Source organism: Burkholderia sp. Bp9004, from assembly GCF_003858025.1.
GTDB lineage: Bacteria > Pseudomonadota > Gammaproteobacteria > Burkholderiales > Burkholderiaceae > Burkholderia > Burkholderia diffusa.
Map to the genome: position 1 here is coordinate 227,534 of NZ_QTQD01000002.1, position 25,888 is coordinate 253,421.

Genomic DNA, 25,888 nt, shown 5'->3' on the forward strand with positions numbered 1-25,888 from the left:
GTCAGGCCATCCGGTTCTTCGCGAGCGGCGGATTCGCGGCGAAGTAACGTTTGATGCCGCGGAAGATCGCGTCGGCCATCTCGTCGCGATAGCTGTCGTCGTTGAGCCTGCGTTCTTCGTCAGGGTTGCTGATGAACGCGGTCTCGACGAGGATCGACGGAATGTCGGGCGCCTTCAGCACCGCGAACCCGGCCTGCTCGACCGAGCCCTTGTGCAGCTTGTTGATGCCGCCGACTTCCTTCAGCACGTAATTGCCGTAGCGCAGCGAATCGCGGATCTGCGCGGTCGTCGACATGTCGAACAGCGCGCGGCTGACGGCCGCGTCCTGTGTCTTGATGTTGATGCCGCCGATCAGGTCGGACGAGTTCTCCTTGTTCGCGAGCCAGCGTGCCGCGGCGCTCGACGCGCCGTGGTCGGACAGCGCGAACACCGACGAGCCGCGCGCGGACGGCGTCGTGAACGCATCCGCGTGGATCGACACGAACAGGTCGGCGCCGACGCGGCGCGCCTTCTGCACGCGCACGTTCAGCGGCACGAAGAAGTCGGCGTCGCGCGTCATCATCGCGCGCATGTTCGGCGCGCCGTCGATCTTCGCGCGCAGCTTCTTCGCGATGTCGAGCGCGATGTGTTTCTCGTACGTGCCGCCGCCGCCGATCGCGCCCGGATCCTCGCCGCCGTGGCCCGGATCGATCGCGACCGTCAGCAGGCGCACGGTGCCGCCCTTGCCCGATTTCGGCGCGGTGAACTTGTAGGTGTCGCCGTCGTCTTCGCTGTCGTCGCGGCGTGCCATGACGGGCGGCGGCTTGATGGCCGGCTTCGCGGGCGTGGAAGGCGTCGCGGCGGCCGGCGGCGTGCGCGGCGTGGCCGGCGTGTTCTGCGCGAAGCGCTGGAAGAACGCGTCGCTGTTGTCGTTGCCCGCGACGGGCGGCGTCGCCGGCCCGTTCAGCGCGCTCGGCGCCTGCATCTGCTGCGCGCGCGCCGTGTCGTTGAGCGCCTGCTCCTTGCGCTCCGTCTGCGCGATCAGGTCGGTCAGCGGATCGGGCGCGACGGCCGGATACAGGTCGAACACGAGCCGGTACTTGTAGGTGCCGACCGGCGGCAGCGTGAACACCTGCGGCTTCACCGAACCTTTCAGGTCGAACACCATCCGCACGACGTGCGGCTGATACTGGCCGACGCGCACCGACTGGATCTGCGGATCGTTCGGCGCGATCTTCGACACGAGGTCGCGCAGCGCCTGGTCGAGATCGAGCCCGTTCAGGTCGACGACGAGCCGGTCGGGACCCTGCAGCAGCTGTTGGCTATTCTGCAGCGGCTGGTCGGATTCGATCGTGACGCGCGTGTAATCGCGCGCGGGCCACACGCGCACGCCGAGCACCGACGATGCGTGCGCGAGCCGCGGCGCGACGAGACCGAGCACGAGCGTCGACGCACCCGCGCGCAGGATCTGGCGGCGCCGCCAGTTGTGCGTCGCGGTGGCCGCCGATTCGATCGAGCGGAACGGTTTGATCAACATCTTTCGAGACATGCCTTTCCTGAAGCGCTGAACGCCCGGACGGTGAGGGCGCGGCCGTCGCCATCCACGTCGAGCGAGAAAACCAGATCGGGCACGCCGAGCAGGGTGCCCGCCTGTTGCGGCCATTCGACGAGGCAAATCGCGCTGGAATTGAAATACTCGCGAAAGCCGGCGTCGGACCATTCGGCCGGATCGTTGAATCGATACAGATCGAAGTGATAGACCTCAAGTTCCCCATCGTCGCGTGCGAATGCGTAAGGTTCGACGAGCGTGTAGGTCGGGCTGCGCACGCGCCCCGGGTGGCCGAGGCCGCGCAGGATCGCGCGCACGAGGGTCGTTTTGCCCGCGCCGAGGTCGCCGATCAGCTGGATTTGCAGCCCGTCGAACGCGTGTGCATGGGAAAGTTCGCTGCGTGCCGCGTCGAGCGCGTGCGCGAAGCGGGTGCCGAAGGCCTCGGTCGCCGCTTCGTCGGCGAGTGCGATCACGCGCTCCGCGAGCGGGACGGGCAGCGTGTCGGCATGAGGCGTATGGGACGTGGCTGGCATTCTCGTAAAATAGTGCGATGAACCGATTACCGGAACTCGCCGCATCCGACAGGCCTTCGACACGTGCCGAAGGCGCGGCACCGTGCGCGCTCGATGATGCGACGTTGACAGCGCTCGCCGCTCGCATCAGGGCGTGGGGGCGCGAATTGGGTTTCGGGGCGATCGGCATCAGCGATACCGATCTCTCGGATGCCGAAGCAGGCCTCGCCGCCTGGCTGGAAGCCGGGTACCACGGCGAAATGGATTATATGGCGAAACACGGGATGAAACGCGCGCGGCCGGCCGAACTTGTGGCCGGTACGCGACGCGTGATCTCCGCGCGGCTCGCCTATCTGCCGGCCGAAACGCTTGCCGCCGACGCGCCCGATGCGTCATTTGGCGCGCTCGTGCCGCACGACTGGCGCGCACGCGAGCGTGCGCGTCTCGACGATCCGCAGGCGGCCGTCGTGTCGATCTATGCACGCGGCCGCGACTATCACAAGGTACTGCGCAACCGGCTGCAGACGCTCGCGGAGCGCATCGAGCAGGAGATCGGCGCGTTCGGCTACCGCGTGTTCACCGATTCGGCGCCGGTACTCGAGGTCGAGCTCGCGCAGAAGGCCGGCGTCGGCTGGCGCGGCAAGCACACGCTGCTGCTGCAGCGCGACGCGGGTTCGCTGTTCTTCCTCGGCGAGATCTATGTCGACGTTCCGCTGCCGACCGACGCGCAAACCGCGCCCGACGTCGCGCCCGAGACACCCGGCGCGCACTGCGGCAGTTGCACGCGCTGCATCGGCGCGTGCCCGACCGGCGCGATCGTGGAACCGTATCGCGTCGACGCGCGCCGTTGCATTTCCTACCTGACGATCGAACTGAAAGGCAGCATTCCGGAGCCGCTGAGGCCGATGATCGGCAACCGCGTATACGGCTGCGACGACTGCCAGCTCGTGTGCCCGTGGAACAAGTTCGCGCAGGCCGCACCCGTCGCCGATTTCGACGTGCGGCACGGTCTCGACCGCGCGACGCTCGTCGAGCTGTTCGGCTGGGATGCCGAATCGTTCGACACGCGGATGCAGGGGAGCGCGATCCGGCGCATCGGTTACGAAAGCTGGCTGCGCAATCTCGCGGTCGGGCTCGGCAATGCGCTGCGCGCGCCGGCCGACCGGCTCACGCCCGATGCGCGCGACGCGATCGTCGCCGCGTTGCGTGCACGGGCCGACGATCCGTCGCCGGTCGTGCGCGAGCATGTCGAATGGGCGCTGCGTGCCGCGTGAAGGCGGCGTAAAGTGTCGGCGGCGCGCGGCGGCGCCGCGCGTTTCACCGGTGAGGAGAAGCTCATGTTCAACGCAGTCATCGACGCACCGTTCGGCAAGGTCGGCATTCGCACCGATGCCGCGGTGGTGCGCGAGATCGTCTATCTGCCAGAGTCGGTCAGATCGGTCGATCCGGACTCGCCACTCGCGAAGCGCGCGGTCGAGCAGATCGAACGTTATTTCGAGCGCGCGTCGGCGCGTTTCGACCTGCCGCTCGCCGACGTCGGCAGTGCTTTCCAGCATCGCGTGTGGAACGTGATCAGCGACATTCCGCCGGGCGCGGTGCTGACCTACGGGCAGGTCGCGAAGCGGATCGGCAGCGCGCCACGCGCGGTCGGTCAGGCGTGCGGCGCGAACTATTTCCCGCTCGTGATTCCGTGTCATCGCGTCGTGGCGGCAGGCGGCCTCGGCGGCTTCGCGAACCACGACGACAATGGTTATTACCAAAAAGTGAAGCGCTGGCTGCTGGCGCACGAAGGCGTGCCGTACTGATGAGTGAACCCTTGCTTTCCCCCGACCCCGCGCCCGGCGCCGACAGCGATGAGGCCGCGGCATCGCCCGCGCTGCTCGCGAGCCGCGCGTCGATCGACGTGTTCTGCGACGCGCTGTGGCTCGAGCACGGGCTCGCGCGCAACACGCTCGATGCGTACCGGCGCGATCTGATGCTGTTTTCGCAATGGCTGGCCGCGACCCACGACGCGTCGCTCGACTCGGTCGACGAAGCGATGGTGACCGGCTACATCGCCGCGCGCAGCGACGGCAAGGCGACATCGTCGAACCGGCGGTTGTCGGTGTTCCGTCGCTATTACGGCTGGGCCGTGCGCGAGCATCGCGCGAGCGCGGACCCGACGCTGCGCATCACGTCGGCGAAACAGGCCGCACGGTTTCCGTCGACGCTGTCCGAGGCGCAGGTCGAAGCGCTGCTCGGCGCGCCCGACATCGGCACGCCGCTCGGCCTGCGCGATCGCACGATGCTGGAGCTGATGTACGCGAGCGGCCTGCGCGTGAGCGAACTCGTCACGCTGAAGACCGTCGAGGTCGGGCTCAACGAGGGTGTCGTGCGCGTGATGGGCAAGGGCTCGAAGGAACGGCTCGTGCCGTTCGGCGAAGTTGCGCACGGCTGGATCGAGCGTTACCTGCGCGACGCGCGGCCCGTGCTGCTCGGCGCGCGCGCGGCCGACGCGCTGTTCGTGACCGGACGCGGCGACGGGATGACGCGCCAGCAGTTCTGGAACATCATCAAGCGCCACGCGCAGCAGGCCGACGTTCGCGCGCACCTGTCGCCGCATACGCTGCGGCACGCGTTCGCGACGCATCTGCTGAACCACGGCGCCGACCTGCGCGTCGTGCAGCTGCTGCTCGGCCACAGCGACATCTCGACCACGCAGATCTACACGCACGTCGCGCGCGAGCGGCTGAAGACGCTGCACGCGCAGCACCACCCGCGCGGCTAGCGCGGCGCGCGTCGGCCACATGCGGGATGCGGCCCGCACCCGCGCGTCACGCGAGTTCGCGCAGCTTGTGCTTCAGCACCTTGCCCGTCGATGCGGCGGGCAGCGCATCGAGCACGCGGATGCGCGCGGGCCGCTTGTAAGGCGCGAGCCGTTGTGCGCACCATGCCTGCAGCGCGTCCTCGGTCGCGGTCGCGCCCGGCACCAGCTCGACGAACGCGAGCACTTCCTCGTTGCCCTCGACCGCGCGGCCGACGACGGCTGCCTGCACGACGTCCGGGTGCGCGTTCAGCACCTGTTCGACTTCGACCGGATAGACGTTGAAGCCCGAGCGGATGATCAGCTCCTTGCTGCGACCCGCGATCGTCACCGAGCCGTCGGCTTCCTGGCGCGCGAAATCGCCGGTGCTCAGCCAGCCGTCCGGAGACACGGCCGCGCGCGTGGCGTCCGCGTTGCGGTAGTAGCCGAGCATCACGTTCGGCCCGCGCACGCGGATTTCACCCACTTCACCCTGCGGCACGTCCGTGCCGTCCGGCGCGACGATCCGCATCTCGACGCCCGGGATCGGCACGCCGACCGAGCAGTCGGCACGCGGCGCGTCGAGCGGCGTCTGCGTGATCGTCGGGCTGCTCTCGGTCATTCCGTAGCCGTTGTGCAGCGGCACCCCGTACATGCGCTCGACGCGCGCCTTCAGGTTGGCGTCGAGCGGCGAGCCGCCCGAATACGCGAAACGCAGCCGCGGCGCGTGCCACGCGTGCGCGTGCGTGTGCAGGTGCTCGAGGAGCTTCGCGTGCATCGCGGGTACACCCTGGAAGATCGTCACGCCTTCGTCGGCGAGCGCGATGCGCACGGCCTCCGGCGAGAAGCGCGGTGCAAGCCGCAGCGTCGCCCCCGCGTACAGGCTGCCGAGGCAGACCGACGCGAGCCCGTACACGTGCGACACCGGCAGCACCGTATAGACGACGTCGTCCGGCGACACGCGGCGCAGCGCGCTTGACGTCGCCGCGATGAACAGCAGGTTGCGGTGCGACAGCATCACGCCTTTCGGCGCACCCGTCGTGCCGGTCGTGTAGATCAGCGCCGCGCATTGCGCGGCGCCATCGGCCGCCACCGGTTCGTCGGGCGCGCTCGTGTCGACGCGGTACGACCACGCGCCGATGTCGACCGGCAGCGTGTCAGCCGGTGTCGCGTCGTGGCGTGCCGCGTGTGCGCGCGCATCGGGCGACGCCTCGGTCGCGAATGCGATCAGCTTCGGCCGCGCATGCGCGGCGATCGCATCGAGTTCGCCGGCCGACAGCCGGGCGTTCGACACGAGCGCCCATGCGTCGACGCGCGCGGCCGCGAACAGCAGCACGATCTGCGCGACGCTGTTTTCCGCGACGATCATCACGCGATCGCCGCCATGCACGCCGAGGCGCGCGAGCCGCTCGGCGGCCGCATCGACCGCTCGCGACAGCTCGCCGTACGACAGGCGGCGCGCGTCCTCGATCAGCGCCGGATGCGCTGGCGCTTGCGCGGCCCAGCGGGCGGGCACGTCGGCGATGCGGCCGGGCAAGGCGGCGAGCAACGCCGGGACGTCGAGCGGCGCGGATGAACGGACAGGCGAGGACATGGCGTCTCCAGAAGAAGGGCCGGGCGGCGGCGCGGCCAGTTTTGCGAACGATCGTGCCATGACGGCGGGCGCGCCACAATCGGTCAATCGGGCAATAGCGCTTCGCGATGTCCGCAATGATGACGGGCGGACGGACTGACGGACAGGCGCGCCGCGGTGACGGGTGCTCGCCCCGGATACCGGTGCAAAAGGGCCGCGAGTATACCGCCGGTGCGCGGCACGCCGCCGCGAAGACGAGACAGGGCGATCGTGGGTTGACGCCCGCCCGCCGGTCGTTCGCCATTAAAATGCCGCCATGAGCAAATCCAGACACGTGTCCGAGACACCCGCGACCCAGCTGCTGCGCCGCCACGGCGTCGCCTTCGGCGAGCATCCGTACGATTACGTCGAGCATGGTGGCACCGGCGAGTCGGCGCGCCAGCTCGGCGTCGACGAGCACTGTGTCGTGAAGACGCTGGTGATGGAGGACGAGCACGCGAAGCCGCTGATCGTGCTGATGCACGGCGACCGCACGGTGTCGACCAAGAACCTCGCGCGGCAGATCGGCGCGAAACGCGTCGAGCCGTGCAAGCCCGACGTCGCGAACCGCCATTCCGGCTATCTGGTCGGCGGCACGTCGCCGTTCGGCACGCGCAAGACGATGCCCGTGTACGTCGAGTCGACCATCCTCGAATTGCCGACGATCTACCTGAACGGCGGCCGCCGCGGCTATCTCGTCAGCCTCGCGCCGGCGGTGGTCACGACGCTGCTCGGCGCGACGCCCGTGCAGTGCGCGAGCGTCGACTGAGGGTTTCACCTTCGTGGCAGGCCGTGCTCGTTCGGTAGAATGGGCGCCGTTTCGGCCGGTCGGACCGCACGACCGGCCGAAACGGCCTCCCGGCGGTTCGCCGCGACGGCGCCCGCCGCAACCGGCCGGCATGCCGCGTCCGGCCGCCAATTCACCGATACGTTGAAAGAAGAGTTCTCCGCATGCAGATCCTGCTCGCCGCACTTGTTGCCTACCTGATCGGTTCGGTGTCGTTCGCCGTCGTCGTCAGCGCCGCGATGGGCCTGGCCGATCCCCGTTCGTACGGGTCGAAGAATCCCGGCGCGACCAACGTGCTGCGCAGCGGCAACAAGAAGGCCGCGATCCTGACACTCGTCGGCGATGCATTCAAGGGCTGGCTCGCCGTCTGGCTCGCGCGGCACTTCGGGTTGCCCGACGTCGCCGTTGCGTGGGTCGCGATCGCCGTGTTCCTCGGCCACCTGTATCCGGTGTTCTTCCGCTTCCAGGGCGGCAAGGGCGTGGCGACCGCGGCCGGCGTGCTGCTCGCCGTGCATCCGGTGCTCGGCCTGGCGACCGCGCTGACCTGGCTGATCGTCGCGTTCTTCTTCCGCTATTCGTCGCTCGCGGCGCTGGTGGCGGCCGTGTTCGCACCGGTGTTCGACGTGTTCCTGTTCGGCACCGGCCACAACCCGGTCGCGTGGGCCGTGCTCGCGATGAGCGTGCTGCTCGTGTGGCGTCACCGCGGCAACATCTCGAAGCTGCTGGCGGGGCAGGAAAGCCGGATCGGCGAGAAGAAGAAGGCCGCGTCCGACGGCGGCGCGCAGGACGGCGGGAAGGCCTGAGGAAGGGGGGGCTGCCGCCGCCCGCAGGGGTGCCCGGCATGCGGGGCCCGGCGGCGCGGCGTGACCGGCGACGCTGCCGTCGGTGGCGTCGATCAGTCGCGGAAGTTGTTGAAGTCGAGCGGGGTGTCGGTCACGTCCTTGCGCAGCATCGCGATCACGCTCTGCAGGTCGTCGCGCTTCGTGCCGGCCACGCGCACCGCGTCGCCCTGAATGCTCGCCTGTACCTTGATCTTGCTGTCTTTCACGAGCCTGACGATCTTCTTCGCGAGGTCGCCCGTCACGCCCTTCTTCACGGTGACGATCTGCTTGACCTTGTCGCCGCCGATCTTCTCGACCTTGCCATAGTCGAGGAAGCGCACATCGACGTTGCGCTTCGCGAGCTTGTTGATCAGCACGTCCTTGACCTGGCCGAGCTTGAAATCGTCGTCGGCGAACAGCGTCAGCTCGCGCTCCTTCTGTTCGACGCGCGCGTCGGAGCCCTTGAAGTCGAAGCGCGTCGAAATTTCCTTGTTCGACTGCTCGATGGCGTTCTTCACTTCGATCATGTTCGCTTCGGAAACGACGTCGAACGATGGCATGGCATTCTCCCTTGAGATGCGTGCGCCCGGCTCGCGCGCGGGCACTCGCTATAATTGCGGACTGTTTGCCATTTTACCGATGCCCTTCCGTTTGCCCAAGGCCGGCCGTAAGGCCGCCCGGCGGACGTGACCGCGAATGCCGATGCCTCCTGACGATTCCGCCCTGTCGCTGCTCCCCGACCATCCGCTTGCTGCGCACAATACGTTCGGCATCGCCGCGAAGGCGCGCTTTGCCGCGCGCATCACGCAGGCGGCGCAGTTCGAGGCGCTGCACCGCGACCAGCGCGTCGCGTCGCTGCCGCAGCTCGTGCTCGGCGGCGGCAGCAACGTCGTGTTCACGCGCGATTTCGACGGCGTCGTGCTGCTCGACGAGATCGCCGGCCGCCGCGTCGTGCGCGAGGACGACGACGCGTGGTACGTCGAGGCCGGCGGCGGCGAGACCTGGCACGCGTTCGTCGCGTGGACGCTCGAGCATGGGATGCCGGGCCTGGAGAACCTTGCGTTGATTCCGGGCACCGTCGGCGCCGCGCCGATCCAGAACATCGGCGCGTACGGCCTCGAGATGAAGACCTGTTTCGACTCGCTGGTCGCCGTCGAGCTCGCGACGGGGCGCAGCGAGCGCTTCGACGCCGCGCGCTGCGCGTTCGGCTATCGCGACAGTTTCTTCAAGCGGGAAGGGCGCGGCCGCTTCGCGATCGTATCGGTGACGTTCCGGCTGCCCAAGCGCTGGACGCCGCGGCTCGGCTACGCGGACGTCACGCGCGAGCTCGACGCGCGCGGCATCGCGCCGGACGCGGCAACGCCGCGCGACGTGTTCGATGCAGTCGTCGCGATCCGCCGCGCGAAGCTGCCCGATCCGCTCGTGCTCGGCAACGCGGGCAGTTTCTTCAAGAATCCGGTGATCGATGCCGCGCAGTTCGACGCGCTGCGCGCGCGCGTGCCGGACGTGGTGTCGTATCCGCAGCCGGACGGGCAGGTGAAGCTCGCGGCCGGCTGGTTGATCGACCGCTGCGGCTGGAAAGGGCGCGCGCTGGGGGCGGCGGCCGTGCACGACCGGCAGGCGCTCGTGCTGGTGAATCACGGCGGCGCGACGGGTGTCGAGGTCCTCGCGCTGGCGCGTGCGATCCAGGACGACGTGCGCGAGCGGTTCGGTGTCGAGCTCGAACCCGAGCCGGTGTGCCTGTAACGCGGTCTTTCGTACCGCGCATTTCATTCGCTTCCGCCGCGTACAAACAAAAAGCGCCGATCGACGATCAGCGCTTTTTTTGCATGCCGCCGGATGCCGGCGGCGCTCGGGTGCTGCGGGGTGCTGCGATCAGTGCTTGAGCCGGCCGAGCAGCAGGAACTCCATCAGCGCCTTCTGCACGTGCAGGCGGTTTTCCGCCTCGTCCCACACGACGCTCTGCGGGCCGTCGATCACGCCGGCCGTCACTTCCTCGCCGCGGTGCGCGGGCAGGCAGTGCATGAAGAGCGCGTCCGCGTTCGCATGGCCCATCATTTCCTCGTCGACGCACCAGTCGGCAAATGCCTGCTTGCGCGCTTCGTTCTCGGCTTCGAAGCCCATGCTCGTCCACACGTCGGTCGTCACGAGATCGGCGCCCTTGCACGCTTCGTTCGGATCGTCGAACACCTCGTAGAACGGCGCGCTGTCCGGCGACACGAGCTTCATGTCGAGCGCATAGCCCGGCGGCGTCGACAGGCGCAGCTTGAAGCCGAGGATCTGCGCGGCCTCGATCCACGTATAGAGCATGTTGTTCGCATCGCCGACCCACGCGACCGTCTTGCCGGCGATCGGGCCGCGGTGCTCGTAGTACGTGAAGATGTCGGCGAGCACCTGGCACGGGTGGTATTCGTTGGTCAGGCCGTTGATCACCGGCACGCGGGAGTTCTCCGCGAAGCGCTTGATGACCTCCTGCTCGAACGTGCGGATCATGATGATGTCAACCATCCGCGAGATGACCTGCGCGGAATCCTCGACCGGCTCGCCGCGGCCGAGCTGCGTGTCGCGCGTGCTCATGAACACCGCGTGGCCGCCGAGCTGGAAGATGCCGGCTTCGAACGACAGGCGCGTGCGCGTCGAGCTCTTCTCGAAGATCATCGCGAGCGTGCGGTCGTGCAGCGGGTGATAGGTCTCGTAGTTCTTGAACTTGCGCTTCAGGATACCCGTGCGTTCGAGCACGTACTCGTAGTCTTCCAGCGAGAAATCCTTGAACTGCAGGTAGTGACGAATGGTTTTGGCGGTCATGAAACGAAATACGGCGGATTGCACCCGGCAGCAAGGCCGGACGGCGCCGCCGTCGGGTGTGGATAACTCAAAGCAGCATAAAGGATTTTCTGTGCTTTGACGAGCCGCGCCGAAAACCGGGGCGCGATCGTGGCGCACACTGGAGGATGCCGGAAGAGGGGGCGCGAGACGACGCGCGATGTCGCGCTGCGGTATAATTCAAAAGTTTTCTCCAGCCCGGCAGGCAAGGCTCTTCGCGCTCTGCCGGACACAAGCCATGCGCTGCACAAATCCGGTGCGGCGCGTCGGCGGCACGCAGCGACGGCCTGTTTTCGGGATATCGGAGCGCGTCTGTCGTCGTCCACTCCAGCTTTGTGTTCGCGTATCCAGGCGCCGTCGCCTGGACATCGCCGGGCCGTCACTTGGGTAACCACATGGCTGAAACCCCTCCGACCGAATTCTTCATCCAGGGCATCACGAAAGACGGGAAAAAGTTTCGCCCGAGCGACTGGTCGGAGCGTCTGGCCGGCGTGATGGCCTGTTTCGGGCCGGGTGCGAGCGGGCCGAACGCGCGCCTGAAATATTCGCTGTACGTGCGCCCGACGATGCTCGGCGACCTGAAATGCGTGATCCTCGATTCCCGGCTGCGCGACATCGAGCCGATGGCGTTCGATTTCGTGCTGAACTTCGCGAAGGACAACAACCTCGTCGTCACCGAGGCGTGCGAGTTGCCGGACTACAACGAGAAGAAGTGAATTCGGCGGGCGAGGGGGCATCCCGCGCCCGCGCCTGACGGTCGCCCGGCGCGATGCGCAGGCGACGCGCAACAAAAAAGCCCGCCTAGGCGGGCTTTTTCGTGATCGCAGGAAACAGGAACGCCCGCGAGAGCGGGCGCGCCGGATTTACGCTGCTGCCTGCAGGCCCTTGACGGCTGCGGCGAGGCGGCTCTTGCTGCGAGCGGCCTTGTTCTTGTGAACGATCTTCTTGTCGGCGATCGTGTCGATCGTCTTCACGGCAGCCTTGAACAGCTCGGCAGCCTTTGCCTGGTCGCCGGCTTCAACAGCCTTGCGAACCGACTTGATCGCGGTACGGAATTTCGAGCGCAGCGCCGAGTTGTGCGAATTTGCCTTCGCGGCTTGGCGGGCGCGCTTGCGTGCTTGTGCGGAGTTAGCCATGACGGTTCCTTATCCTGTCCTGTTTCCAGAGCTTGGAGCCTGACGGCCAAGCGCTGCTTTTCGATCCGTCCCCTGAGAGCGATTGCCCAGGGGCGCATAAAAAACGGTGATTTTAACCGAGGCCGAGACATGAAAACGACAGGCGCCGTGCATGTAACAGGCTCAGAAACCGGCGATTATAGCAACAAAATCAAGCGCGTGGCAAGGTCAACGTGATGTCGGACGGACGGGGGCGCCGGCGACATGGGCCCTTTTCGGCATCCGTCCGTGCCGGGACACGCAACGTCCGTATAATAAGCGCCCCATGAATCTATTCCGAGCCCTGCTGACGGTCAGCGGCTTCACGCTGCTGTCGCGCGTGACCGGACTGGCCCGCGAGACGCTGATCGCCCGTGCGTTCGGCGCCAGTCAATACACCGACGCGTTCTACGTCGCTTTCCGCATCCCGAACCTGCTGCGCCGCCTGTCCGCCGAAGGCGCGTTCTCGCAGGCGTTCGTGCCGATCCTGGCCGAATTCAAGAACCAGCAGGGGCACGATGCGACCAAGGCGCTCGTCGACGCGATGTCGACCGTGCTCGCCTGGGCGCTCGCCGTGCTGTCGGTCCTCGGGATCGCCGGCGCGTCGTGGGTCGTGTTCGCGGTCGCGTCCGGCCTGCATACCGACGGACAGGCGTTCCCGCTCGCGGTCACGATGACGCGGATCATGTTCCCGTACATCGTGTTCATCTCGCTGACGACGCTCGCGTCCGGCGTGCTGAATACCTACAAGAGCTTCTCGCTGCCGGCGTTCGCGCCGGTGCTGCTCAACGTCGCGTTCATCGCCGCGGCCGTGTTCGTCGCGCCGCACCTGAAGGTGCCGGTCTATGCGCTCGCATGGGCCGTCATCGTGGGCGGCGTGCTGCAGTTCATCGTGCAGCTGCCGGGGCTGAAGAAGATCGACATGGTGCCGCTGATCGGCCTCAACCCGGTGCGCGCGCTGCGTCATCCCGGCGTGAAGCGCGTGCTCGCGAAGATGGTGCCCGCGACGTTCGCGGTGTCGGTCGCGCAACTGTCGCTGATCATCAACACCAACATCGCGTCGCGGCTCGGGCAGGGTGCCGTGTCGTGGATCAACTACGCCGACCGCCTGATGGAATTCCCGACCGCGCTGCTCGGCGTCGCGCTCGGCACGATCCTGCTGCCGAGCCTGTCGAAGGCGCACGTCGACGCCGATTCGACCGAATATTCGGCGTTGCTCGACTGGGGGCTGCGCGTCACGTTCCTGCTCGCGGCGCCGAGCGCGCTCGCACTGTTCTTCTTCGCGACGCCGCTCACCGCGACGCTGTTCAACTACGGCAAGTTCGACGCGCACACGGTCACGATGGTCGCACGCGCGCTCGCGACCTACGGGATCGGCCTCGTCGGCATCATCCTGATCAAGATCCTCGCGCCGGGCTTCTATGCGAAGCAGGACATCAAGACGCCCGTGAAGATCGCGATCGGCGTGCTGATCGTCACGCAGATCTCGAACTACGTGTTCGTGCCGCTGATCGGCGCTGCGGGCCTCACGCTGAGCATCGGCGTCGGCGCATGCCTGAACTCGCTGCTGCTGTTCCTCGGGCTGCGCAAGCGCGGCATCTACCAGCCGTCGCCAGGCTGGCTGCGCTTCTTCGTGCAACTGATCGGCGCGGCGCTCGTGCTCGCGGGTCTGATGCACTGGTGCGCGATCAGCTTCGACTGGACCGGCATGCGCGCGCAGCCGCTCGATCGCATCGCGCTGATGGCGGCATGCCTGGTGCTGTTCGCTGCACTATATTTCGGTATGTTGTGGGTGATGGGCTTCAAATACGCTTACTTCAGAAGGCGCGCCAAGTGATGACCGCAATGACCCGCGTCCTCGACTACTTCAGCACGCTCGTGGCGGACGACGACAGTCTGCCCGTCACGGAAGCCGCGCTGTCGCTGGCGCAGGACGCGTATCCCGACCTCGACCTGCAGGGCACGCTGGCCGAACTCGACATGCTGGCGGCGCGGCTGCGCCGGCGGCTCGCCGACGATGCGGACCTGAAGGGCCGCGTCGCCGCGCTGAACGACTTCTTCTTCCGCGAGCTCGGCTTCGCCTGCAATCACAACGATTACTACGACCCCGATAACAGCCACCTGAACGCCGTGCTCAAACGGCGGCGCGGGATCCCGATCTCGCTGTCGGTGCTGTACCTGGAACTCGCCGAGCAGATCGGCGTGCCGGCGCGCGGCGTGTCGTTCCCCGGCCACTTCCTGCTGCGCGTGACGCTGCCGGATGGCGACCTGATCATCGATCCGACCAACGGCCATTCGCTGTCCGAAGCCGAAATGGTCGAGATGCTCGAGCCGTACGTCGCGCGTGCGGCGGGCGCGGTCGACAGCGCGTTGCGCGCGCTGCTGCAGCCGGCCACGAGCCGCGAGATCATCGCGCGGATGCTGCGCAATCTGAAGACGATCTACCTGCAGACGGAACGCTGGCAGCGGCTGCTTGCCGTGCAGCAGCGGCTCGTGATCCTGCTGCCGGAACAACTCGACGAGGTGCGCGACCGCGGCTTCGCCTATGCGCGGCTCGACTATCTGCGCCCAGCACTCGAGGATCTCGAGCAGTATCTCGGCGAGCGGCCCGATGCGGACGACGCGACCGTCGTCGAATCGCAGGTGACCGAGTTGCGGCAGCGGATGCAGCGCGACGGCGAGGACTGAGCCGTCACGTCTCCCCGGAGCCCCGAACGTAAAAACGCCCGCATCGCGGGCGTTTTTCATTTGCAATTGCGTGGCCCTTACTTCGGCTGCATCCGGATCGCGCCGTCGAGGCGGATCACTTCGCCGTTGAGCATCGGATTCTCGACGATCTGGCGCACCAGCATCGCGTACTCGTCCGGTTTGCCGAGCCGCGGCGGGAACGGCACCATCGCGCCGAGCGCATCCTGCACGTCCTTCGGCATGCCGAGCAGCATCGGCGTCTCGAACAGCCCGGGCGCGATCGTCATCACGCGGATGCCGTGGCGCGACAGATCGCGTGCGATCGGCAGCGTCATGCCTGCGACGCCGGCCTTCGACGCCGCGTATGCGGCCTGGCCGATCTGGCCGTCGTAAGCGGCGACCGACGCGGTGCTGACGATCACGCCGCGCTCGCCGCCGTCGTTCGGCGCGGTCGCAGCCATCGCAGCGGCCGCGAGCCGGATCATGTTGAAGGTGCCGACCAGGTTCACGTTGATCGTTTTCGCGAATACGTCGAGCGGATGCGCACCGTCCTTGCCGACGGTCTTCGCGGCGGGCGCGATGCCCGCGCAGTTCACGAGGCCGCGCAGCGTGCCCGCGCGCGTCGCGGCGTCGACGGCCGCCTGCGCATCGGCCTCGCTCGACACGTCGCAGCGCACGAACACGCCGCCCAGCTCGCTCGCGAGCGCCGTGCCGGCCGCCTCGTTCAGGTCGGCGAGCACGACCTTGCCGCCGGCACGCGCGAGCATGCGGGCCGTCCCGGCGCCGAGGCCCGATGCGCCGCCCGTGATCAGAAAGACGTTGCCGCGAATCTCCATCACTGTCTCCTTGGTTGGGTCCGATGCCGGTCGATCGGAGGAAAGGCGGTGCGCCGGCCCACGCGGCGCACGCGTTCGATCGATTGTACGGGGCGCCGTCGTACGCCGGCCAGTGCGGCACGGTCGTGCGAATCCAGGTCAGACGAAACGGTCGCGGCAGACGAAAAAAAAGCCGCCCGGAAGGGCGGCTTGCGGTGCACGACGCGGTGCTTACTTCAGTGCGTCGAACGCACGCTCGCGGATTTCATCGACGCTGCCGAGGCCCGAGATCTTGCGATACTGCGGGGCTTTCAGGCCGTTTTCCTCGCCGCGCTGCGCCCAGTCGCCGTAATACTTGATCAGCGGCTTGGTCTGCGCTTCGTACACTTCGAGACGCTTCTTGACGGTTTCTTCCTTGTCGTCGTCGCGCTGGATCAGCGGTTCGCCCGTCACGTCGTCCACACCCTCGACCTTCGGCGGGTTGAACTTGACGTGGTACGTGCGGCCCGACGCCGGGTGCGTGCGGCGGCCGCTCATGCGCTCGACGATCTCCGAGAACGGGACGTCGATTTCGAGCACGTAATCGATCGCGACGCCAGCTTCCTTCATCGCGTCAGCCTGCGCGATCGTGCGCGGGAAGCCATCGAACAGATAGCCGTTCGCGCAATCGGCTTCCTTCAGGCGCTCCTTCACGAGACCGATGATCAGGTCGTCCGTCACGAGCTTGCCTTCGTCCATGAAGCGCTTCGCCTCGATGCCGAGCGGCGTGCCGGCCTTGACGGCCGCGCGCAGCATGTCACCCGTCGAGATTTGCGGGATGCCGAACTTTTCCTTGATGAAGTTTGCCTGGGTGCCCTTTCCCGCGCCGGGCGCGCCCAACAGGATCAAACGCATGGTGATATCTCCAGTATGTAGATTCGTGTGGCGAGACGCAAAAGCGTCGGCGACAACGTACGCGGGGCTTGCCTTGCACGCGGCGGGCCGGTCTGATGCGGCGCGTCGGCGAAAAGCGACGCGCGGCTGCCGGGGCGGGCCGTGGCGGGGTCAAGCGAGGACGCGCGGGTCGCGGACGGCTCGCACAATCGCCTGATTATGCCACGGGTTATTTTGAACCCGGCCGAAAAAGGGCCTGCACGCGTGCAAGATCGGCCGGCGTGTCGATGCCGGCTTCGGGCGCATGCTCGGTGATCAGCACTGCGATGCGCTCGCCGTGCCACATCGCGCGCAGCTGTTCGAGCTGCTCGGCCTGCTCGATCGGCGCCTGCGCGAGCGACGGATAGGTGCGCAGAAAACGCGCACGATACGCGTACAGGCCGATGTGACGATGGACCGGAAAGGCCGGCGCCGGCATGGCCGCGACGTCGGGCCAGTGCGGCTGGTACGCATCGCGGCTCCACGGAATCGGCGCGCGCGAGAAGTACATCGCGACGTTGCGCGCGTCGAGCGCGACCTTCACGATGTTCGGGTTGAACACATCGGCGGCGGCGTGGATCGGATGCGCCGCGGTCGCGATCGCGCAGTCCGGATGCGCGGCGAGGTGCGACGCTACGTCGCGCACGAGTGCCGGGTCGATCAGCGGTTCGTCGCCCTGCACGTTGACGACTACGGTGTCGTCGCTCCACCCGAACGTCGCGGCGACTTCCGCGAGCCGGTCGGTGCCGGACGGATGATCGGCACGCGTCAGCACGGCTTCGAAACCGTGCTCGCGGGCCGCGTCGAGCACGCTCTGTGCATCGGACGCGACGAGCACCTGCTGCGCGCCCGCTTCGCGCGCGCGCTCGGCGACGCGCACGACCATCGGCTTGCCGCCGAGATCGGCGAGCGGCTTGTTCGGCAGGCGCGTCGACGCGAGCCGGGCAGGAATGACGGCGATGAAGGGCTGCGGATGAGTCATCGGGGCTGGGCGGTGAGGAGGGCGGGGCGGGCGGCGCGTCGAAGGCAGGCCGCCCGGGGCAGGGGCCGGCACGCGGCCGCAGCGAACCGCGGCCAGGCGCCGGCGCAGCGGTGCGGCGTCAGCTGCCGGCCGGGCCGGCGGGGTCGACCGGCGTGCCTTCGACGGTCTGGCGTGCTTCGTCGACGAGCATCACGGGGATGCCGTCGCGGATCGGGTAGGCGAGCTTGTCCGCGTTGCAGATCAGCTCCTGCGCGGCGCGGTCATAGTGGAGCGGGCCTTTGCAGATAGGGCACACAAGGATTTCAAGCAGGCGAGCGTCCACGGAGTTTCTCCACAACGAGGGCAATGAGGCGAGGATCGAGCGCGGCTTCGACGGGGACGACCCACAGCCGAGCGTCGCGCCAGGAAGCGCCCAATTTTACTGCATCCTTCTCGGTGATCAGGATCGCATCGACCGCGTCGTCGACGAACGGATTGTCGGGGAACGCGTAGTGGTCGGGCAGCGCGCGCGTCGCCGGCGCGAGGCCGGCCGCGCGCAGCGTCGCGAAGAAGCGTTCCGGCGCGCCGATGCCGGCCGCGGCGAGCACGCGCTCGTTCGCGAACTGCGACAGCGGACGGCGCAGCGCCGGCTGGTCGAGGTGCCACGCGGCGCCCGGCGTGAGCGCGAGCGCATAGGTGTCGGGCCACGGCGGCAGCGCGCCGCTGTACGGATCGTTGACGAGCGTCGCGTCGCGGTGGCGCGACAGCGGCTCGCGCAGCGGCCCGGCCGGCAGCAGGAAGCCGTTGCCGCCGAGGCGGTGGTCGAACACGACGAGCTCGACCGTCCGTGCGAGACGGTAGTGCTGGAGGCCGTCGTCGCTGACGATCACGTCGACGTTCGGGTGCGCGGCGCGCAGCGCCTGCGCGGCCGCGACGCGGTCGGGGCACACCCAAACGGGCGCGCCGGTGCGGCGCGCGATCAGGAGCGGTTCGTCGCCGGCCGCGCTCGCGCGCGATGCGGGCGTGACCGCGATGGGGGCCTTCACGTTCGCGCCGTAGCCGCGCGACACGACGCCCGGCGTGAACCCGGCCGCGCGCAGCGCGTCGACGAGCGCGATCACGGTCGGCGTCTTGCCGGTGCCGCCGACGGTCACGTTGCCGACCACGACGACGGGCACACCGACGTCGACCGGTTGCTTCCAGCCCTGCGCGTAGGCCGTGCGGCGCAGCGCCGCGCACAGGCCGAACACGCAGGCGAACGGCGTGAGCGCCCAGGCGAGGGCGCCGCGTCGCTGCCATTCGCGCGTGAGGCGTGCTTCGAGCCGCGCGAGCGGGCCGCCGGGCGCGCTCATCGGGCCGGACGCGGCGCGTCGTGCGCCGCGGCGTGGGACGGATTCATCAAGACGGATTCTCCGTTGGGCGGCGCATGCCGCAAGGTCTTCGGAAGGCGGCACTCTAGCGCGCCGCACGCGGGCGCGGCAAGCGCGGCCGGGCGACGCATCCGATGGGGGCGGATCGGAGCGGGTTGTGGATAACTCTGTGAAAAACTCCCCGCCCGTTCGCGTCAAACGCCCGTCGGATGGACATCGAATCGGCGTCGAATCAAACTGCAAGGTTTAAAAATATATAAAAATCAATGCGTTATACGGAATTGTCTGGTTTTTTCCGAGGTTTTCAAGTGTTTTTGGCGGACGATTACCAGAGTGTGGACACCTTCAGCGTGTTGCAGTGCGGGCGGGCGGTGCTGGACGCCGCGCGCGTGTCGGACTATCGTGTCGCCGCCAGCATTCATCCGACCGCCCATGCTTTCCGACTCTCCTTTTTCCGCTCCCGGCGCGACTCGCGGCGGCGACGAAGTGATTCCCGTTTCGGCGCTTAATCGCGCGATTTCGACGATGCTCGAGCGCTCGTTCCCGCTGCTGTGGATCTCGGGCGAAGTGTCGAATTTCACGCGCGCCGCCAGCGGCCACTGGTATTTCTCGATCAAGGACCAGCAGGCGCAGATGCGCTGCGTGATGTTTCGCGGTCGCGCGCAGTACGCGGAATTCACGCCGCGCGAAGGCGACCGGATCGAGGTGCGCGCGGTCGTCACGATGTACGAGCCGCGCGGCGAAGTGCAGCTCAACGTCGAAGCCGTGCGGCGCACGGGCCAAGGGCGTCTTTACGAGGCATTCCTGCTGCTGAAGGCGCAGCTCGAGGCCGAAGGGCTGTTCGCAGCCGAGCGCAAGCGGCCGCTGCCGGCGCACCCTCGCGCGATCGGCATCGTCACGTCGCTGCAGGCCGCCGCGCTGCGCGACGTGCTGACCACGCTCGCGCGCCGCGCGCCGCACATTCCGGTGATCGTCTATCCGGCGCCCGTGCAGGGGGCCGGTTCCGCCGAAAAGCTCGTCGCGGCCGTGCAGACCGCGAACGCGCGGCGCGAGGTCGACGTGCTGCTCGTGTGCCGCGGCGGCGGGTCGATCGAGGATCTGTGGTCGTTCAACGACGAAGCGCTCGCACGGGCGATCGCGGCGAGCGAACTGCCGGTCGTCAGCGGCGTCGGCCACGAAACCGATTTCACGATCGCGGACTTCGCGGCCGACCTGCGCGCGCCGACGGCGACCGGCGCGGCCGAACTCGCGAGTCCGCAGCGCGCGTTGCTGTTGCGCGAGGTCGCCGACCGGCAGCGCGCGCTTGCGCGCAGCCTGGAGCGCGGGCTCGAGCAGCGTGCGCAGCAGCTCGACTGGCTCGCGCGCCGGCTCGTCAGCCCGGCCGAACGGCTGCAGCGGCAACGTACCCACGTCGAACAGCTGGCGGTGCGGCTCGCATCGGCGGCGTCGCGGCCGGTGCGCGACGCGCGTGCGCGTTTCGCGCTCGCGCAATTGCGCTGGCAGCGCGCGCGGCCCGACCCGGCGCAGGCGCGTCAGGCCCTTGCCGGACTGTCGCAACGTCTCGCGGTGGCGATGCAGCGCCGTCACGAGCGCGATACCGCGCGCGTGTCGGCCTGCGCGGCGCGGCTCGAGGTGCTGAGCCCGCAGCGCACGCTCGAGCGCGGCTATGCGGCGCTGATCGACGCGCAGACCGGCCGCGCGGTGCGGGCGCCGAGCGCGCTGAAGCCGCAGCGCCGACTCACCGTGCATCTCGCCGAAGGCTCGGCCGACGTGTCGCTCGCCGACGTGCAGCCGCGGCTGACCGACACGATCTGACGACGACTGCGTAAGCAAAACGAAGGTCGCGCGCCCGGCGTTCCGGATGTATCGAACGCCGGGCGCGGGAACGGATGCTGCGCATCGCCGTCTCGTCCTGCCGGATGAAGCGCCAGCGGCGATTTTCTGCATACCGCGGATAAATGCCCGTGAGTTTGCGGGGATATTCGGACTCGCCTACAATCGGACGCTCGGCAGCATTCAACACAGCCTCCCTACATACTCAACGAAGGAATCGCCATGGCTCATACGCTCCCGCCGCTCCCGTACGCTGAAGACGCACTCGCGCCGACCATCTCGAAAGAGACGATCGAGTACCACTACGGCAAGCATCACCAGGCATATGTGACGAACCTGAACAATCTGATCCCGGGCACGGAATTCGAAAACCTGTCGCTGGAAGAGATCGTGAAGAAGTCGTCGGGCGGCATCTTCAACAACGCCGCGCAAATCTGGAACCACACGTTCTTCTGGAACAGCCTGTCGCCGAACGGCGGCGGCGCACCGTCGGGCGCGCTCGGCGACGCGATCAATGCGAAGTGGGGTTCGTACGACGCATTCAAGGAAGCGTTCACGAAGGCCGCGGTCGGCACGTTCGGTTCGGGCTGGGCATGGCTCGTGAAGAAGGCCGACGGTTCGCTCGACATCGTCTCGACGAGCAACGCCGCCACGCCGCTGACGACGGCCGACAAGCCGCTGCTGACGATCGACGTGTGGGAGCACGCGTACTACATCGACTACCGCAACGCACGTCCGAAGTTCGTTGAAGCGTTCTGGAACATCGTGAACTGGGACTTCGCAGCGAAGAACTTCGCGTAAGTCCGGGCATCCCGCGCCTCTGCGGCGCGCGGCATCCCCCAAAAAAAGCCCTCGTCACGAGGGCTTTTTTGTTTTGATCGGGCATGAATCGACGCGCGGCATTCGCCCGATCAGACGATCATCCCCGACAACCAGCCGAGCGCCGCGCTCGCGATCACGACGGCCCACGGCGGCACGCGCCAGAACACGAGCGCGACGAACGCGACGAGCGCGGCAGCGAAGTCGCGCGGCGACACGATCGTGTCGCTCCACACCGGATGATAGAGCGCGGCAAGCAGCAGCCCGACGACCGCCGCGTTCACGCCCGCGAGCGCGGCCTGCATACGCGTGCTGCGACGCAGGCGTTCCCAGAACGGGGCGGTGCCCGCGACAAGCAGGAACGACGGCGCGAAGATCGACACCAGCGCGATCGTCCCGCCGAGCCAGCCGTTCGGCGCGTCGCGCAGCAACGCACCGAGGAAGGCCGAGAACGTGAAGAGCGGCCCCGGTACGGCCTGCGCGACGCCATAGCCGGCCAGGAATGCCGAGTCGCCGACCCAGCCCGGCGCGACGACCGCCGCTTGCAGCAGCGGCAGCACCACGTGGCCGCCGCCGAACACCAGCGCGCCGGTGCGGAAGAATGCATCGACGACGGCGAGTGTGTTCGAGTGGAGCGCGCTTGCCGCGACCGGCAACACGACGATCAGCGCGACGAACAGTACCAGCCACAGCAGCCCCGCGCGGCGCGACACGTGCAGCGGCAACGGCTCGTGGGCGCCGCGCTCGGGCTGCGGCAGCAGCATGAGACCGGCGGCGCCTGCCGCGACGATCACGACCACCTGCAGCCACGCGGCCGGGACGAGCAGCGCGATGCAGGTCGCGATCGCCATCAGCGTGACGCGGCGCGCATCCGGGCAAAGCGTGCGCGCCATGCCCCACACCGCCTGCGCGATTACCGCGACCGACACGATGCGCAACCCGTGCAGGGCGCCTGCCGCGACCGGCATGCCCGTCGCGTGGACGCCGAGCGCGAACAGCATCATCAGCAGCGCGGACGGCAGCGTGAAGCCGAGCCATGCGGCGAACATCCCCGCATAGCCTGCGCGCGACAGACCGATCGCCATCCCGACCTGGCTGCTCGCCGGCCCCGGCAGGAACTGGCACAGGCCGACGAGATCCGCATAGGCGCGCTCGGTCAGCCAGCCGCGTCGCGTGACGAACGCGTCACGGAAGTAGCCGAGATGCGCGACGGGGCCGCCGAACGACGTGAGGCCGAGCCGCAGGAATGCGACGAATACGGGCCACGCATGACGGGACGGAGTAGTGACGGTGGACGTGTTCAAGAGCGGATGCGGGGAGGGCGAACGAGCCGCCACGATAGCGCAATGCCATGACGGCGGGAATGCGGCGTTGCGACGATTTCGCGGCGGCGTCAGGGCGCCGTCACGGCGTACCGCCGGGCAGGCCGCTCGCGCGGCGCAGCGCGTCGACGTCGACGAGTTCGATTTCGCCGACATGCAGCCGCACGATGCCGTCGGCCTGCAGCGCCTTCAGCAGCTGGTTGGTGGTCTGCCGCGTGAGCGAGAGCATTGCCGCGAGCTTTTCCTGCGACATCCGGATGCGCGTGCGGCCGGCGCTGATCCCGCCGTAGCCGTCGGCGATCATCAGCAGTCGCGCGGCAAGCCGCTGCGCGGCCGGCATCACGCTCATCGATTCGACGGTCAGGAAGCTCAGCCGGAGCTTTTGCGCCATCAACAGCGCGAACTGCCGCCAGTATTGCGGTGTCGCGTCGAGCATCGCGACGAGCGCGGCCTGCGGGACGTGCAGCAGCAGCGTGTCGTCGAGCGCGATCGCGTCGTGCGTGCGCGGTTGGCCGTCGAACAGCGCGATCTCGCCGAACCACGTGACGGGGTCGGCGACCGTCAGCAGCGCTTCCTTGCCCTGCGGATCGACCGCGCCTATGGTGAGGGAACCGGCCAGCACCGCATAAAGCCCGCACGGCGGGTCGCCGCGGCGGAACAGCGCCTGGCCGGTCGGCAGGTGCCGCAACGCGGCGCGGGCGAGCAGCGCCTCGCGCAACGCGGGCGGCAGCGCGGCGAACCACGGGTGCGCTTCGATCTGCGGCAGGTACGGGGCGAGCGGCGAGGGCATGGGCACGCGATGTCGGGTAGCTGACAGAGGTTGTCGGGCGTGACGCGCATCATAGCGCTCGATGATCGTTCAGGAGACACCATGAAGACGCTCGAGGATCACCTTTCCCAGTATGCGGCCTACCATCGCGACGTGCGCAACATTGCGACGCATCTGGTCGGCATTCCGATGATCGTGTTCGCGGTCGAGGTGCTGCTGTCACGGCCGGCGATCGGCGCGCTGGCGGGCGTCGCGCTGTCGCCGGCGCTGCTGCTCGCCGTGGCGTTCGCGGCGTTCTACCTGCGTCTCGACCTGCGCTTCGGGTTGGCGATGACCGCGCTGTTTGCGCTCGGCCTGTGGGCTGCGCAGACGCTCGCGTTGCTGCCGACCGCGCAATGGCTCGGGATCGGCGTCGGCGCGTTCGTGGTCGGCTGGATCGTGCAGTTCGTCGGGCACTGGTTCGAAGGGCGCAAGCCCGCGTTCGTCGACGACCTGGTCGGCCTGATGGTCGGGCCGCTGTTCGTCGTCGCCGAAGTCGCGTTCTTCGTGGGCCTGCGCGGCGACGTGCGCCGTGAAGTCGAGCGGCGCGCGGGACCGGTCCACGGCGGCGTGCACTCGCATGTCTGACACGTCGGCCGCGCCGGTCTGCGTGTTCGGCGCGGGCGCGGTCGGCTGCTATCTCGGCGGCCGGCTCGCGGCGGCGGGGACGCCCGTCACGCTCGTCGGCCGCGCACGGATCGGCGACGCGATTCGCGCAAACGGGCTGACCCTGACAGACCGGCGCGGCCATCGCGCGACGCTCGCGCCGTCCGAGGTCGCATTCTCGACCGATCCGGCCGCCGCGGCCGCCGCGCGGCTCGTGCTTGTCGCGGTGAAGTCGGCCGCGACGCAGGACACCGCGGCGCAACTGGCCGACGTGCTGCGGCCCGGCACGGTCGTCGTCAGTTTCCAGAACGGTCTCTACAACGCCGACGTGTTGCGCGATGCGCTGCCGCAAGCGACCGTGCTGGCCGGCATGGTGCCGTTCAACGTGATCGAACGCGGGCCCGGCGCGTTTCACCAGGGCTCGGCCGGCGTGCTCGCGGCCGACGCGTCACCCGCGCTGCAGCCATTCGCCGGCGCGTTCGCCCGTGCCGGGCTACCGCTCGCGCTGCACCGCGACATGCGTGCCGTGCAGTGGGCGAAGCTGCTGCTGAACCTGAACAACGCGGTCAATGCGCTCGCGAACCTGCCGTTGCGCGACGAACTCTCGCAACGCGCGTATCGACGCTGCGTCGCGCTGGCGCAACGCGAGGCACTGCACGTGCTGGCGCGCGCCGCGATCCGGCCCGCGCGGCTCACGCCGTTGCCGGCTGCCTGGATTCCCGCCGTGCTCGACTCGCCCGATCCCGTGTTTCGCGCGCTGGGCGGCCGGATGCTCGCGATCGATCCGCTCGCACGTTCGTCGATGTCCGACGATCTCGCCATGCGCCGTGCAACCGAAGTCGAGTGGATCAACGGCGAGATCGTCCGGCTGGCCGCGCGCGTCGGTGCGCAGGCGCCGGTCAACGCGCGGCTGTGCGCGCTCGTTCACGACGCCGAAACTGCGGCATCGCGGCCAGCCTGGCGCGGCGATGCGCTGTGGGCCGAGCTGACCGCTCCCGCGCATCGCGCGGGCGACATGAGGGCGGCATAATCCCGCGCTACACCACGCGCGATGCGCAACGGCTAAGATGCGGGGTGCGTCGCACGACAGGACGCGTATGCGGAGCAATCGCCATGGTGGATCGCCCGACTCTCGATGCCTACGAAGCCCATGCAGCGCAATACGCGCAGGACTGGCTCGACCAGGCCGCCCCCGAGGACATGTATGCGCTGCTCGAGCAATATTTCTCGCCGGGGCCGACCGCCGACGTCGGCTGCGGCGCGGGGCGCGACACTGCGTGGCTCGCGTCGCAAGGATTCGACGTGCGCGGCTACGATGCGAGCGCGGCGCTGCTTGCCGAGGCTCGCTTGCGTCACCCGTCGCTGACGTTCGAACTGGCTGCGCTGCCGGCGCTCGCGGGCGTGCCGTCCGGCGCGTTTCGAAACGTGTTGTGCGAGACGGTCGTCATGCATCTCGAGCAGGCGGATGCCGCTGCGGCGGCCGCGCGCCTGGCTGCACTGCTGATGCCCGGCGGCACGTTGTACCTGAGCTGGCGGGTGGCCGGCAACGGCGCGTTGCGCGACGAGCGCGGCCGCTTGTACACACCGCTCGATTCGGCGCGCATGCATGCGGCGCTCGGCCCCGGCATGCACGTAATCGACGAGCACGAGGTGGTCAGCGCGTCATCCGGCAAGCGCGTGCATCGGCTGATCGCGCGCCGGGACGACGACGTCGATGGCGCCGCATGAGCGCGGC

The 25,888-nt window shown here is 68.4% G+C and carries 28 protein-coding genes; 15 read left to right on the forward strand and 13 right to left on the reverse strand.

Annotation, left to right across the window (positions count from 1 at the left end):
* Nucleotide 1: 1 nt before the first annotated feature.
* Nucleotides 2–1,528, reverse strand: a complete 1,527-nt coding sequence (locus tag DIE08_RS03245; RefSeq protein WP_124900996.1) for an N-acetylmuramoyl-L-alanine amidase — start codon at nt 1,526–1,528, stop codon at nt 2–4.
* Nucleotides 1,510–2,061: a tRNA (adenosine(37)-N6)-threonylcarbamoyltransferase complex ATPase subunit type 1 TsaE gene (gene tsaE, locus DIE08_RS03250; protein ID WP_124900997.1), complete on the reverse strand. Its 552-nt coding sequence runs from the start codon at nt 2,059–2,061 to the stop codon at nt 1,510–1,512. The genes DIE08_RS03245 and tsaE overlap by 19 nt, the downstream gene beginning before the upstream one ends.
* A 17-nt stretch (nt 2,062–2,078) precedes the next feature.
* Here tsaE and queG point away from each other — a divergent pair, with 17 nt between their 5' ends.
* The 3 genes from queG to xerD all read left to right on the forward strand — a co-directional run bounded on the left by queG (nt 2,079) and on the right by xerD (nt 4,807).
* Nucleotides 2,079–3,314: a tRNA epoxyqueuosine(34) reductase QueG gene (gene queG, locus DIE08_RS03255; RefSeq protein WP_124900998.1), complete on the forward strand. Its 1,236-nt coding sequence runs from the start codon at nt 2,079–2,081 to the stop codon at nt 3,312–3,314.
* Between the two features lie 63 nt (nt 3,315–3,377).
* Nucleotides 3,378–3,845 (forward strand): methylated-DNA--[protein]-cysteine S-methyltransferase, encoded by a 468-nt coding sequence (locus DIE08_RS03260; protein ID WP_059608017.1) that lies wholly within the window; start codon nt 3,378–3,380, stop codon nt 3,843–3,845.
* Complete coding sequence (gene xerD, locus DIE08_RS03265; RefSeq protein ID WP_124900999.1) at nt 3,845–4,807, forward strand: site-specific tyrosine recombinase XerD; 963 nt, start codon at nt 3,845–3,847, stop codon at nt 4,805–4,807. The genes DIE08_RS03260 and xerD overlap by 1 nt, the downstream gene beginning before the upstream one ends.
* A 46-nt stretch (nt 4,808–4,853) precedes the next feature.
* Here xerD and DIE08_RS03270 read toward each other — a convergent pair whose 3' ends face one another.
* On the reverse strand, nt 4,854–6,416 hold the full coding sequence (locus DIE08_RS03270; protein ID WP_124901000.1) for a class I adenylate-forming enzyme family protein: 1,563 nt from the start codon (nt 6,414–6,416) through the stop codon (nt 4,854–4,856).
* A 295-nt stretch (nt 6,417–6,711) separates the two neighbouring features.
* On the opposite strand from DIE08_RS03270, the gene DIE08_RS03275 reads away from it, so the two are divergent.
* On the forward strand, nt 6,712–7,203 hold the full coding sequence (locus DIE08_RS03275; protein ID WP_124901001.1) for an aminoacyl-tRNA deacylase: 492 nt from the start codon (nt 6,712–6,714) through the stop codon (nt 7,201–7,203).
* A gap of 182 nt (nt 7,204–7,385) precedes the next feature.
* Nucleotides 7,386–8,024 (forward strand): glycerol-3-phosphate 1-O-acyltransferase PlsY, encoded by a 639-nt coding sequence (gene plsY / locus DIE08_RS03280; protein WP_124901002.1) that lies wholly within the window; start codon nt 7,386–7,388, stop codon nt 8,022–8,024.
* 92 nt (nt 8,025–8,116) lie between these two features.
* On the opposite strand, the gene DIE08_RS03285 is transcribed toward plsY, so the two are convergent.
* Entirely contained in the window at nt 8,117–8,602 is a 486-nt protein-coding gene (locus DIE08_RS03285) for a YajQ family cyclic di-GMP-binding protein (RefSeq protein WP_006762345.1), read from the reverse strand.
* Between the two features lie 136 nt (nt 8,603–8,738).
* On the opposite strand from DIE08_RS03285, the gene murB reads away from it, so the two are divergent.
* Nucleotides 8,739–9,788 carry a UDP-N-acetylmuramate dehydrogenase gene (murB, locus tag DIE08_RS03290; protein ID WP_124621488.1) on the forward strand — a complete coding sequence of 350 codons (1,050 nt, stop codon included), beginning with the start codon at nt 8,739–8,741 and terminating at the stop codon, nt 9,786–9,788.
* A 129-nt stretch (nt 9,789–9,917) separates the two neighbouring features.
* Here murB and argF read toward each other — a convergent pair whose 3' ends face one another.
* Nucleotides 9,918–10,847: an ornithine carbamoyltransferase gene (gene argF, locus DIE08_RS03295; protein WP_059607996.1), complete on the reverse strand. Its 930-nt coding sequence runs from the start codon at nt 10,845–10,847 to the stop codon at nt 9,918–9,920.
* A gap of 413 nt (nt 10,848–11,260) precedes the next feature.
* Between argF and DIE08_RS03305 the strand changes: the two genes are divergently transcribed.
* The gene (locus DIE08_RS03305) at nt 11,261–11,581 is read left to right on the forward strand and encodes a DUF3579 domain-containing protein (RefSeq protein WP_006762342.1); all 321 of its coding nucleotides are present in this window, start codon (nt 11,261–11,263) and stop codon (nt 11,579–11,581) included.
* Between the two features lie 147 nt (nt 11,582–11,728).
* Here DIE08_RS03305 and rpsT read toward each other — a convergent pair whose 3' ends face one another.
* The gene (gene rpsT, locus DIE08_RS03310) at nt 11,729–12,001 is read right to left on the reverse strand and encodes a 30S ribosomal protein S20 (RefSeq protein WP_006482211.1); all 273 of its coding nucleotides are present in this window, start codon (nt 11,999–12,001) and stop codon (nt 11,729–11,731) included.
* Nucleotides 12,002–12,305: 304 nt separating this feature from the next.
* On the opposite strand from rpsT, the gene murJ reads away from it, so the two are divergent.
* Both murJ and DIE08_RS03320 read left to right on the forward strand, forming a co-directional pair.
* The gene (gene murJ / locus DIE08_RS03315) at nt 12,306–13,856 is read left to right on the forward strand and encodes a murein biosynthesis integral membrane protein MurJ (protein ID WP_124621490.1); all 1,551 of its coding nucleotides are present in this window, start codon (nt 12,306–12,308) and stop codon (nt 13,854–13,856) included.
* A gap of 8 nt (nt 13,857–13,864) precedes the next feature.
* Entirely contained in the window at nt 13,865–14,707 is an 843-nt protein-coding gene (locus DIE08_RS03320) for a SirB1 family protein (RefSeq protein WP_059608018.1), read from the forward strand.
* Nucleotides 14,708–14,784: 77 nt separating this feature from the next.
* On the opposite strand, the gene DIE08_RS03325 is transcribed toward DIE08_RS03320, so the two are convergent.
* The 5 genes from DIE08_RS03325 to lpxK all read right to left on the reverse strand — a co-directional run bounded on the left by DIE08_RS03325 (nt 14,785) and on the right by lpxK (nt 18,747).
* Entirely contained in the window at nt 14,785–15,543 is a 759-nt protein-coding gene (locus tag DIE08_RS03325; RefSeq protein WP_124621492.1) for an SDR family NAD(P)-dependent oxidoreductase, read from the reverse strand.
* 210 nt (nt 15,544–15,753) lie between these two features.
* The gene (gene adk, locus DIE08_RS03330) at nt 15,754–16,416 is read right to left on the reverse strand and encodes an adenylate kinase (protein WP_059607999.1); all 663 of its coding nucleotides are present in this window, start codon (nt 16,414–16,416) and stop codon (nt 15,754–15,756) included.
* 208 nt (nt 16,417–16,624) lie between these two features.
* Entirely contained in the window at nt 16,625–17,416 is a 792-nt protein-coding gene (gene kdsB / locus DIE08_RS03335; protein WP_059527793.1) for a 3-deoxy-manno-octulosonate cytidylyltransferase, read from the reverse strand.
* Nucleotides 17,417–17,534: 118 nt separating this feature from the next.
* The gene (locus DIE08_RS03340) at nt 17,535–17,738 is read right to left on the reverse strand and encodes a Trm112 family protein (RefSeq protein ID WP_006750935.1); all 204 of its coding nucleotides are present in this window, start codon (nt 17,736–17,738) and stop codon (nt 17,535–17,537) included.
* Complete coding sequence (lpxK, locus tag DIE08_RS03345) at nt 17,719–18,747, reverse strand: tetraacyldisaccharide 4'-kinase (RefSeq protein WP_059608000.1); 1,029 nt, start codon at nt 18,745–18,747, stop codon at nt 17,719–17,721. Before lpxK ends, DIE08_RS03340 begins: the two co-directional genes overlap by 20 nt.
* A gap of 284 nt (nt 18,748–19,031) precedes the next feature.
* On the opposite strand from lpxK, the gene DIE08_RS35470 reads away from it, so the two are divergent.
* The 3 genes from DIE08_RS35470 to sodB all read left to right on the forward strand — a co-directional run bounded on the left by DIE08_RS35470 (nt 19,032) and on the right by sodB (nt 21,399).
* Complete coding sequence (locus tag DIE08_RS35470; RefSeq protein WP_170296496.1) at nt 19,032–19,274, forward strand: hypothetical protein; 243 nt, start codon at nt 19,032–19,034, stop codon at nt 19,272–19,274.
* A complete protein-coding gene (xseA, locus tag DIE08_RS03350; RefSeq protein WP_124901003.1) occupies nt 19,198–20,580 on the forward strand; it encodes an exodeoxyribonuclease VII large subunit in 1,383 nt (460 codons plus the stop codon). The genes DIE08_RS35470 and xseA overlap by 77 nt, the downstream gene beginning before the upstream one ends.
* A 240-nt stretch (nt 20,581–20,820) precedes the next feature.
* Nucleotides 20,821–21,399 (forward strand): superoxide dismutase [Fe], encoded by a 579-nt coding sequence (gene sodB, locus DIE08_RS03355; protein WP_044848579.1) that lies wholly within the window; start codon nt 20,821–20,823, stop codon nt 21,397–21,399.
* A 110-nt stretch (nt 21,400–21,509) separates the two neighbouring features.
* Here the strand turns inward: sodB and chrA are convergent, their stop codons facing one another.
* Both chrA and DIE08_RS03365 read right to left on the reverse strand, forming a co-directional pair.
* Nucleotides 21,510–22,721 carry a chromate efflux transporter gene (gene chrA / locus DIE08_RS03360; protein ID WP_124901004.1) on the reverse strand — a complete coding sequence of 404 codons (1,212 nt, stop codon included), beginning with the start codon at nt 22,719–22,721 and terminating at the stop codon, nt 21,510–21,512.
* A gap of 100 nt (nt 22,722–22,821) precedes the next feature.
* On the reverse strand, nt 22,822–23,529 hold the full coding sequence (locus DIE08_RS03365) for a Crp/Fnr family transcriptional regulator (protein ID WP_124901068.1): 708 nt from the start codon (nt 23,527–23,529) through the stop codon (nt 22,822–22,824).
* 81 nt (nt 23,530–23,610) lie between these two features.
* Here DIE08_RS03365 and DIE08_RS03370 point away from each other — a divergent pair, with 81 nt between their 5' ends.
* The 3 genes from DIE08_RS03370 to DIE08_RS03380 all read left to right on the forward strand — a co-directional run bounded on the left by DIE08_RS03370 (nt 23,611) and on the right by DIE08_RS03380 (nt 25,881).
* A complete protein-coding gene (locus tag DIE08_RS03370) occupies nt 23,611–24,135 on the forward strand; it encodes a DUF962 domain-containing protein (RefSeq protein ID WP_124901005.1) in 525 nt (174 codons plus the stop codon).
* Nucleotides 24,128–25,183, forward strand: a complete 1,056-nt coding sequence (locus DIE08_RS03375; RefSeq protein ID WP_124901006.1) for a 2-dehydropantoate 2-reductase — start codon at nt 24,128–24,130, stop codon at nt 25,181–25,183. The genes DIE08_RS03370 and DIE08_RS03375 overlap by 8 nt, the downstream gene beginning before the upstream one ends.
* 83 nt (nt 25,184–25,266) lie before the next feature.
* The gene (locus tag DIE08_RS03380) at nt 25,267–25,881 is read left to right on the forward strand and encodes a bifunctional 2-polyprenyl-6-hydroxyphenol methylase/3-demethylubiquinol 3-O-methyltransferase UbiG (protein WP_124901007.1); all 615 of its coding nucleotides are present in this window, start codon (nt 25,267–25,269) and stop codon (nt 25,879–25,881) included.
* Nucleotides 25,882–25,888 lie beyond the last annotated feature (7 nt).